At 67.3% G+C, this 8,159-nt stretch carries 7 protein-coding genes and 4 pseudogenes; 3 read left to right on the top strand and 8 right to left on the bottom strand.

The genetic code is table 11. The features are described 5' to 3' along the window. Positions 1–198, top strand: a pseudogene (locus ACR2JA_RS04245) (multidrug ABC transporter ATP-binding protein); the annotation flags it as partial. A gap of 8 nt (positions 199–206) precedes the next feature. Beyond that, positions 207–968, top strand: a complete 762-nt coding sequence (locus ACR2JA_RS04240) for an ABC transporter permease (RefSeq protein ID WP_434007872.1) — start codon at positions 207–209, stop codon at positions 966–968. A 148-nt stretch (positions 969–1,116) separates the two neighbouring features. Here the strand turns inward: ACR2JA_RS04240 and ACR2JA_RS04235 are convergent, their stop codons facing one another. The 5 genes from ACR2JA_RS04235 to ACR2JA_RS04215 all read right to left on the bottom strand — a co-directional run bounded on the left by ACR2JA_RS04235 (position 1,117) and on the right by ACR2JA_RS04215 (position 4,566). Further along, positions 1,117–1,479 (bottom strand): RNA recognition motif domain-containing protein, encoded by a 363-nt coding sequence (locus ACR2JA_RS04235; protein WP_434007871.1) that lies wholly within the window; start codon positions 1,477–1,479, stop codon positions 1,117–1,119. Positions 1,480–1,685: 206 nt separating this feature from the next. Beyond that, positions 1,686–2,678, bottom strand: coding sequence for a PAS domain-containing protein (locus ACR2JA_RS04230; protein ID WP_434007870.1), 993 nt, complete (start codon positions 2,676–2,678; stop codon positions 1,686–1,688). After that, entirely contained in the window at positions 2,675–3,709 is a 1,035-nt protein-coding gene (locus ACR2JA_RS04225; protein WP_434007869.1) for a PAS domain S-box protein, read from the bottom strand. Before ACR2JA_RS04225 ends, ACR2JA_RS04230 begins: the two co-directional genes overlap by 4 nt. 84 nt (positions 3,710–3,793) lie before the next feature. Beyond that, positions 3,794–4,090 carry a single-stranded DNA-binding protein gene (locus tag ACR2JA_RS04220; RefSeq protein WP_434007868.1) on the bottom strand — a complete coding sequence of 99 codons (297 nt, stop codon included), beginning with the start codon at positions 4,088–4,090 and terminating at the stop codon, positions 3,794–3,796. Continuing rightward, positions 4,087–4,566, bottom strand: coding sequence for a hypothetical protein (locus tag ACR2JA_RS04215; RefSeq protein ID WP_434007867.1), 480 nt, complete (start codon positions 4,564–4,566; stop codon positions 4,087–4,089). The genes ACR2JA_RS04220 and ACR2JA_RS04215 overlap by 4 nt, the downstream gene beginning before the upstream one ends. A 59-nt stretch (positions 4,567–4,625) precedes the next feature. Between ACR2JA_RS04215 and ACR2JA_RS04210 the strand changes: the two genes are divergently transcribed. After that, complete coding sequence (locus ACR2JA_RS04210) at positions 4,626–5,294, top strand: glutathione S-transferase (protein WP_434007866.1); 669 nt, start codon at positions 4,626–4,628, stop codon at positions 5,292–5,294. 787 nt (positions 5,295–6,081) lie between these two features. On the opposite strand, the pseudogene ACR2JA_RS04205 reads toward ACR2JA_RS04210, so the two are convergent. From ACR2JA_RS04205 to ACR2JA_RS04195, 3 pseudogenes are all read right to left on the bottom strand, one after another. After that, positions 6,082–6,657 (bottom strand): annotated as a pseudogene (locus ACR2JA_RS04205) (DUF2894 domain-containing protein); the annotation flags it as partial. Continuing rightward, a pseudogene (locus tag ACR2JA_RS04200) lies at positions 6,561–7,226 on the bottom strand (OmpA family protein); the annotation flags it as partial. The pseudogenes ACR2JA_RS04200 and ACR2JA_RS04205, both read right to left, overlap by 97 nt. 65 nt (positions 7,227–7,291) lie before the next feature. After that, a pseudogene (locus ACR2JA_RS04195) lies at positions 7,292–8,159 on the bottom strand (DUF802 domain-containing protein); the annotation flags it as partial.

Genomic DNA, 8,159 nt, shown 5'->3' with positions numbered 1-8,159 from the left:
AGCTGGCCGCTGGCGCTGTCGGCCGACGGGCTGACGCTGACCTACACCTTCGACACCTGCAACGAGGACACCGGCATTGCCGAACTGCTGGCCGCCCTGCAATCGCAGGGCATTGGCTACAAGGACCTGCGCACCAGCGAAAGCTCGCTCGAAGACATCTTCGTCAGCCTGGTCCACGAACAGAAAGCCGAGGCTTGAAAATGGGTTTGAATGTCCACGCCGTGCGCGCCATCTACCGGTTCGAGATGAACCGCGCTTTCCGCACCTGGGCGCAAAGCATCATCGCGCCGGTGCTCACCACCTCGCTGTACTTCATTGTTTTCGGCTCGGCCATCGGATCGCGCATGGGCGACATCGGCGGCGTCGACTACGGCGCCTACATCATCCCCGGCCTGCTCATGCTGTCGCTGCTCAGCGAAAGCATCTCCAACGCGTCCTTCGGCATCTACATGCCCAAGTGGTCCGGCACCATCTACGAACTGCTGTCCGCCCCGGTCAACTGGGTCGAGGTGCTGCTGGGCTATGTGGGCGCCGCCGCCAGCAAGAGCCTGCTGCTGGGCACGCTGATCCTGCTGACCGCGCGCGCCTTCGTGCCCTACTCCATCGCCCACCCGGTGTGGATGGTGGGCTTCCTGCTGCTGACGGTGGTGTCGTTCTGCCTGTTCGGTTTCATCATCGGCCTGTGGGCCGACAGCTTCCAGAAGCTGCAGGTGGTGCCGCTGCTGGTGATCACGCCGCTGACCTTCCTGGGCGGCGCGTTCTACAGCATCGGCATGCTGCCCGAGCCGTGGCAGACCGTGTCGCTGTTCAACCCGGTGGTCTACCTCATCAGCGGCCTGCGCTGGGCCTTCTACGGCCAGGCCGACGTGCACATCGCGGTGAGCACCGGCATGACGCTGGCCTTCATGAGCGCCTGTCTGGCCGTGGTGTGGTGGGTGTTCAAGACCGGCCACCGCATCCGCCGTTGAAAGTGACAACGCGGCCACCCGGTGGCCGCGCCGTTGGCCGCCGTATCAATGGCCGCCGCAAGCCGCCCATGAAAAAAGCCCCGTGGCCGAAGCTCCGGGGCTTTTTGACTGGACCCGGCACGAAGCCGGTTCAACAGGTCTGCAGGGCTCAGTAGCCGCCGCGGCCGTAGCCGCCGCCACCGGAACGGTTGCCACCGCCGCCGTAGCCGCCGCCGCCCGAACGGTCACCGCCGCCGAAGCCGCCGGTGCGGGGGGGACGGGCTTCCATCGGACGGGCTTCGTTCACGGTGACGCTGCGGCCACCCAGGGACTGACCGTTCATGCCGTTGATGGCGGCTTGCGCTTCGGCATCGCTGCCCATTTCGACAAAGCCGAAACCCTTGGAACGGCCGGTGTCACGCTCCATCATGACCTTGGCGCTGGAGACAGAGCCGAATTCGCTGAAGGCCTGTTGCAGGTCGTCGTCGCGCACGGTGTACGGCAGGTTGCCGACGTAAAGTTTGTTGCCCATGGAGGACTCCTAAGAAAGCAGATACAAAAAGCGATGGGGTCCCGAAAGCACAACAAACCCGAAAGTGCACCGTGGCACGCGAAACTGACCGATCACTTGGAAGAACGCGGGCCTGAGACCCGCGCGGCATCCATTATGCGCCCCGAACGTGCGGCGCAGCCATTTGCCGTGGTCCGTTTGCGCCGATTTGCACCGATTCACGGTTTTTACGACGTTGTGGAGCGCGAAACCGGCCCCGCATCCGATCCCACGGGGTGGTCGACCACCGAGGTCAGGATCAGCAGCCCGGCACTGTCTTCGTTGAGTTCGCTGCACACCAGCACGTCCAGCGCCTGCCCGTCGGCGCTGCGCCAGTGCGCCGGCTGCCAGTCGGTACGGCCGTGCTCGAACAGCGCCTGGCAGTGCGCCTGCCACTGCGCCGGGTCGGCCCAGAGCCGGGCGGCTGGCTGCCCCACCACCTGCCCGGCGGCGTAGCCGAAACGGCGTTCAAAAGCCGGGTTCACCTCCAACACCGCCCGACTGCCAGCGGCCTGCACCAGCAGGGGCGTCGGGTTGAGCTGGAAGATGCGCTGGAAACGGCGCTGCGACCGGTCTCGCTCGTGCTCCAGCCGCAGGCGGTCTTCCACCTGGGCGAGGTGGCGCAGATAGACGGCTTCGGTCGCCTTGCGGGTGAGGTAGAGCTGGGTACCGATCAGCACCATGATCACGCTGCCCATGAGCCAATAGCGCAGATCGGCCTGCATGCCCGCGGGCGGCAGGTGTCCCGTCGCCTCTGCCCAGGTCAGCCCCGCCAGCAACAGCACACCCGCCACCGTGGTGGCCAGCAGTGAGCGCAGGCTCAGGTAGGTGCCGGCCATCACCACCGCAAAGAGAAAGGCAAACGCCGACGCCGAGCGCACCGAGCCATGGCTGACCACCGCCCAGGCGGTCAACACCAGCACGCCCACCACCACCAGCGGGCTCGCCCATGGGCGGCGGTCGGAGCGCACCAACAGGTAGGCGATCAGGGCGATGCCGCCCATGGACAGGGCGATGTGCGAAAGCGCCATGCCGGGCGGTGCCAGCAGATGGTCCACCAGGGCCATGCCCAGCATCGTCAGCGTGATGCTCAGCAGCACACGGCGCCGGCTGCTGTGCTGGTGGCTGTCCTGCTGGCGCTCGACATCGGCCGGGTCTTCCGGCGGTCGCGAATCGATCATGCGCCGCTCCCTTCCAGCGGCGCGTGCTGCGTGGGCAGGGCGGTGGCGTGGTGACCGGGCACGCGCAGCAGGGTGATGCGCAGGCCGTCGTCCGACCCGTCGTCCCGTTCGCTGCAGATCTCCAGCGCGATGGACTGGCCGTGCCGGCCGATGCCCGTGATCGGGTGCCAGCCGGTGCGCCGGTGCTGGCGCCGGTCCTGCACAAACGCCTCGTGCTGAGGATCGTGCCGCCACAGGAACCCGTCGTGCCGGTTCAACACCTCCTGGCGCGCATGGCCCAGGACCTGCTCGAACGCGCGGTTGACGCCCACGATCGCACCGGTGCGTTCGGACTGCACAAACATCGGCGTCGGGCTGGTGCGGAACAGGCGCGAGAAACGGGTCTCCCCGTTGTCCCGGTCCAGCTGGGTCTGCAGGCGCTGCACCGCTTCCTGCAGGTGCAGGTCCTGCGCCATGCGCACCTGGGTGCGGTTGAGATACATCATCGCGGCCACGCCGATCAGGCTCAGCGACTGGGTCAGCCAGGTGCGCCAGCCCACCACAAAGCGGGGTTGTCCGGCCAGCAGGCCCGACGCGTCGGCCCAGGTCAGCAAGCCGAACAGGGCCACGGCGACGGCCGTGGTCCACACCAGACCGCGGCGGCTGAGGAAAATGCCCGCCGCCACCTGCCCCATCAGGATGAGCACGATGTTGATCGTGCGCACCGAGCCAAAAAACCAGGTCGACAGCGCCGCCATACCGAACAGGAACCCCACCAGCAGCCACACCACGCTGTTGTAGCGCCGCGCCCTGAGCAAGCCCCAGGACAGGGCACCCATGGCCGCCAGCACCAGGGTCATGAGGCTGTCGGCCGTGGCCGGCACGCCCGAGAGCCGGTCGAGCGTGAACATGCCCAGGCCCAGCAGAGCGGTCATCCACGACAGGCGCATGGCCATGGCCGAACGCGCGGCCACGATGGACGGCGGCTCGGGCCAGTCGGAGGGACGGAACAAACGGGACAGATCGATCACAGCCTGGCGTGCGACACCCATCGCTGTACGAGGAAAGTTCCTCTCGGGTATCGGACCGCCGCGCAGCATACCGCGGCCGCGGCGTGCCCTGCGGCGATCGACGGTTCAGCCCGCCACCACCAGCACCCGGTTGGCGATCATGTCCAGGCTGGGGCGCACCACACCCTGCTTGTCGGTCCACACCTTGGGCGTGAGCCCGCCCGCCAGCGACAGCGCGTCGCCGTCGGCCAGCGCCAGCAGCGCGGTGCCCGGGGTTTCGTCGAACGCGATCACGTTGACGATGAACTCCTCGTCGGCCCGGTTACGCGCCAGCACCCGTGCCACCACATACCCACGCCCCGCCTTGTCCACGCGGCGCGAGGCATCGCCCATCAGCCGGCCAGCCACCAGTCCGTCGATCATCGGCGCGGCTTTTCAAAACCCGAAGCCACCCAGGCCTCGGCACTGGCCACGTTCAGCTTGAAGGTGGGCGGCACCGGCACCACGGCCAGTTCCTCGTCGTACTCGTCGGTCGCGCGCAGCGTGGCGGTGGCGCCCTCCTCGTCGGGCACGATGGCCAGCGCCACGCGGATGCGGCGCCCGTCCACCGTCACGCTCACGTTCTTGTTCAGCTCGGCGTGGCGCTGCTGCTCGGACCGGCGGATGAACTCGCCCGCCGTCTTCACCAGCGTGTTGAACGCGTTCACATCCAGCGGCTTGGGGTTCTTCTTGTCGCGCCCCATGGTCCAGGGGCCGACCAGGGCCGGCTCGGACTGCCCTTCCAGGAACATGGCCACCGCCCAGCCGTCGTCGTCTTCGTTCTTGATCACGCGCGCCGTCCAGCGCTCGTCGCTCCACACGCGGTCTTCGTGGATGGGGTCCTGGGTGTCTTGGGTCATGGGGCGATGGTAGCCGCCCGCCCGCACGGCCAGCGCGCTTTGCGCTGTAATGCCGGGCCATGACCACCGCCCCGCTGCTCTACACCTACCGCCGCTGCCCCTACGCCATGCGCGCTCGCATGGCCCTGCTGCAGGCCGGCGTGGCGTTCGAAGCGCACGAGATCGTGCTGCGCGACAAACCCGCCGAACTGCTGGCCCTGTCGCCCAAAGGCACGGTGCCGGTGCTGCGCCTGCCGGATGGCACCGTGCTGGAGCAGAGCCTGGACATCGTGCGCTGGGCCTTCACGTCCACGGGCGACGTGGAGGGCTGGTGGGCCCGCGCGCAGAGCGAACACAACCTGGCCCTGCTCGCCGCCTGCGACGGCCCGTTCAAACACCACCTGGACCGCACCAAATACCCCGAACGCTTCGGCGAGACCGCCGAGATCAAGGCCCACCACCATGCCCTGGCGGTGCTTGTGCTGCTGCAGCCGCTGGACGCCCGTCTGCAGCACAGCGCTCAACTGGGTGGCGCCGCGCCCTGCGCCACCGACATCGCCCTCTTCCCCTTCGTGCGCCAGTTCGCCGCGGTGGAGCCGGCGTGGTTCGTCGCCGTGCCCCTGCCCGCGCTGCAGGGCTGGCTGCGCGGGTGGCTGGGGCACGATTTGTTCAACCGGGCCATGGTCAAGCTGGAGGTCAATCGGGTGGTGGCGTTTGAGGGGGAAAAGGGCTCCGAAGATGTCGTGTAACTCTATTTCAGTGCCGCACCTGTCGACGCAAGGTATTCTTTCATTCAGTGCGAAGTCAGCCACCAAAACCGCAGTCTCCAGTAACTAAACAACACCTCAGATGCACTACCGTTGGCTACTCTCTCCGTGGCGGTTTGCACTGCTTGCTCCGCTCATTGGTGCCAGCCTTCTTGTCCTAGCGACACCACTCTTAACCATCGTTGTAAGGTCGCCGTCGGCCTTGCTGTTCGTTCCTTTGACGACGCTCACATTTGGACTGCTGCCCGCGTTTGCAGCAGGGATCGTTTACGCATTGTTGGCCGTGATTGTGGAAGCAGGTACCAAGCTTCCACTCAGACCCAACATCGGGTGCATGCTCGGCGGTATCGCTGGCCCCGTTGCCTCCTCGTCTTTGCTCACACTTTTGGGCACCGGTCCACTTGAACGGAATCAATCCGTCTTGATTGCCCATGCAATTGCAATCCTGAGCTGCGCCACAACTGGCTTCCTTATCAGTCGCAAAGAACTTGCACTCCGTCAAGCGGAAGAGCTGGATTCCCGATCTATGTGTACTGAATCCAACGCGAACACTCGATCATAGAAATGCTGCCTCACTGAAGAGCAACCCCAACAACGAGTTACCCGGTTTGGTATGGAGCACGCGGTGCACGAACCTGGCCCGTGCTTTGACCGCCTAGCCTACGTTCGAATGTTTGAGCAACCGCCTCACAGGCTGAGCGAAGACAGCTTTCGATCTGACCCTGCAACTCCTTCTGGCGCGTTCATCCCGCACCACCCGAACAACGCGTCAGCTCTTCTGACGCCCCGCCTTGGCCAATTTGGCCGCGCCCCCCTTGCCCGCCACACCCTGCTTGAGCTGCACCTGTGCCTGTTCCAGCCACAGCAAGGTTTCGGTGTGGGCGAGGAAGCGGCGCAGGTAGTGGGGTGAGAGTTCGCCCATGCGGGCCAGGGTGTCCAGCATCAGGCGCTGGGGGTTGAGCGGGCCGGCGTTCTGCGGTGCGCGGTCGCGGGCCTGTTGCACCTGCACCTCGGCACCGATGCGTTCCCAGGTTTCGCGGAAGCGCTGGGCGCTGCGCAGATCGGGCCAGTCGCCACCGCCGGCGGGCAGGCCCGCGCGGGCCGCGGTCGACGCCTGTTGAATGTGGGCATTCAGCTCGGCCAGCGGAGAACGGGGGCTGCGGGTGCTCATGGGCGTGGGTCGCGCGGCAGCGGTCAGCGGGCGGGCTCGGTGGCCGGTGCGGCAACGGGCGTTGACGTGGGTGCGCCTGCAGGCGCGGCGTTTCGCGAGCGCGGCACGGGCGCCATCTCCACCCGGCGGTTGAGGGCGCGGCCTTTTTCGTCGGCGTTGCTGGCCACCGGCTGCTCGGCACCGAAGGCGGCGCTGAACACGCGTGAGCGCGGCATGCCGGCCTTGACCAGCGCGCGCGTCACGTTGAGGGCGCGCAGGGCCGAGAGTTCAAGGTTGTCCTGGAACTGGCCGTTGTTCTTGGGCACCGGCACGTTGTCGGTGAAGCCGCTGACCATGAGCATTTCGTCGCGCTCGCCCAGGTAGACCTGCAGCGGCGGCACCAGGGCCTTGAGCAGCTGTTCGCCCTCGGGGCGCAGCTGGTCGGAACTGAGGTCGAACAGCACGCTGCCGCTGATGCCGATGCGGCCGTTGTTGAGCGTGACGCGGCCGCTGGCCAGCGGCACGGCCAGGGCTTTTTCCAGCGCCATGCGGCGGGCTTCTTCCTGCTGGCGCTTGGCGATCTCGCTCTGCAGGTTGTTGACCAGGTCGATCTGCGAGAGCAGCACGCCGATGAAAACCAGCACGAAGGCGCCCACCAGGCCGGCCATGAGGTCGCCGAACACGGCCCAGGCGGGCGCGGTGATTTCGGCGCTGTCGTCGCCTTCGGCCTGCAGGTCGTCGGTAGCGTCGTGAAAAGCGCTCATTCAGATACCTCCGCGCTGTGCGCGCGCTGCGGTGCAAGCGCCTTTCGGTGCGGCTGTGCGGGCGCTCATCCGGCCACTCCGGCGGAAGCCTTGGCTGGAACACGCAGCTTGCGCAGGTCTTCCACGATGCCTTGCTGGGCGCTGATGGACAGGTCGATGACTTCGCGCGCCTGCGCCACGTAGTAGGCCAGCTGTTCGTCGCTGCGCGCGAGCGACTGGCCGATGGCGCCTTCGACGCGCTGCAGGCTCTGCACCAGCTGTTCGTGGCTGGCAGCCAGTTCCTGCGTGCCTTGCTGGAAGGCTTCGCCCAGGCTGGCGAGCTGGGCAGCGCTGGTGGCGGCCTGCTCGGCCATGGCTTCGGCGCGACAGGCCTGTGCACCCACGGTGTCGGCGAACTGCTGGCCCACGCGGTCGAGCACGCTGGTGGCGGAGCCGACCAGGTGTTCGATGGCGGCGCGCTGCTCGCCGGTGGTCTGCTGCACCTGTTGCAACAGGCTGCCGATCCTCTCCATCAGTTCGGCGCGTTCGCTCAGGGTGGCGCTTTCATTGGCGTTGTGGCGCTCGGCCAGGCGGCTCATCTGCTCGCGCAGCTGAGCGATCACCTCGGCCGCGGCCTTGGGCGCTTCGGAAGCGGTCTGCATCAGGCGGGCCATGGGCGCTTCGAGCGCGGTGCCCAGCGTGGCCAGCTGGGTGGCCAGCGCGGCCTGCAGTTCGGTCAGGCGCTGCACGGCGGCGTCGCCGCGCGCGACTTCGTCGCTGCGCAGGGCGGCCAGCTGCTGGGCCAGGGTGCCGATGGCGGCGGCCTGCTGCGCGGTGGCGGCCTGCTGGTGGGTGGCGGCTTCGTCGCGCAGGGTCTGCAGCTGCTGACCCACGCTGGCCTGCAGCGCGGCCTGGCGTTCGGCGGCGGCCTGGGCGCGGGCGGCTTCGGCTTCG

It is taken from the genome of Hydrogenophaga sp., from assembly GCF_051007235.1.
In the GTDB taxonomy this organism is placed as follows: Bacteria; Pseudomonadota; Gammaproteobacteria; order Burkholderiales; family Burkholderiaceae_C; genus Hydrogenophaga.
The sequence above is the reverse complement of the archived record's forward strand: the minus strand, read 5'-3'. Positions and strand labels throughout refer to the sequence as shown.

Excerpts from the sequence above, each read along its gene's own strand:
- ACR2JA_RS04235 (WP_434007871.1), bottom strand. The coding sequence starts at position 1,479 with ATGGGCAACAAACTTTACGTCGGCAACCTGCCGTACACCGTGCGCGAC.
- ACR2JA_RS04225 (WP_434007869.1), bottom strand. The coding sequence starts at position 3,709 with ATGGGTGTCGCACGCCAGGCTGTGATCGATCTGTCCCGTTTGTTCCGT.
- ACR2JA_RS04215 (WP_434007867.1), bottom strand. The coding sequence starts at position 4,566 with ATGACCCAAGACACCCAGGACCCCATCCACGAAGACCGCGTGTGGAGC.
- ACR2JA_RS04220 (WP_434007868.1), bottom strand. The coding sequence starts at position 4,090 with ATGATCGACGGACTGGTGGCTGGCCGGCTGATGGGCGATGCCTCGCGC.
- ACR2JA_RS04210 (WP_434007866.1), top strand. The coding sequence starts at position 4,626 with ATGACCACCGCCCCGCTGCTCTACACCTACCGCCGCTGCCCCTACGCC.
- ACR2JA_RS04230 (WP_434007870.1), bottom strand. The coding sequence starts at position 2,678 with ATGATCGATTCGCGACCGCCGGAAGACCCGGCCGATGTCGAGCGCCAG.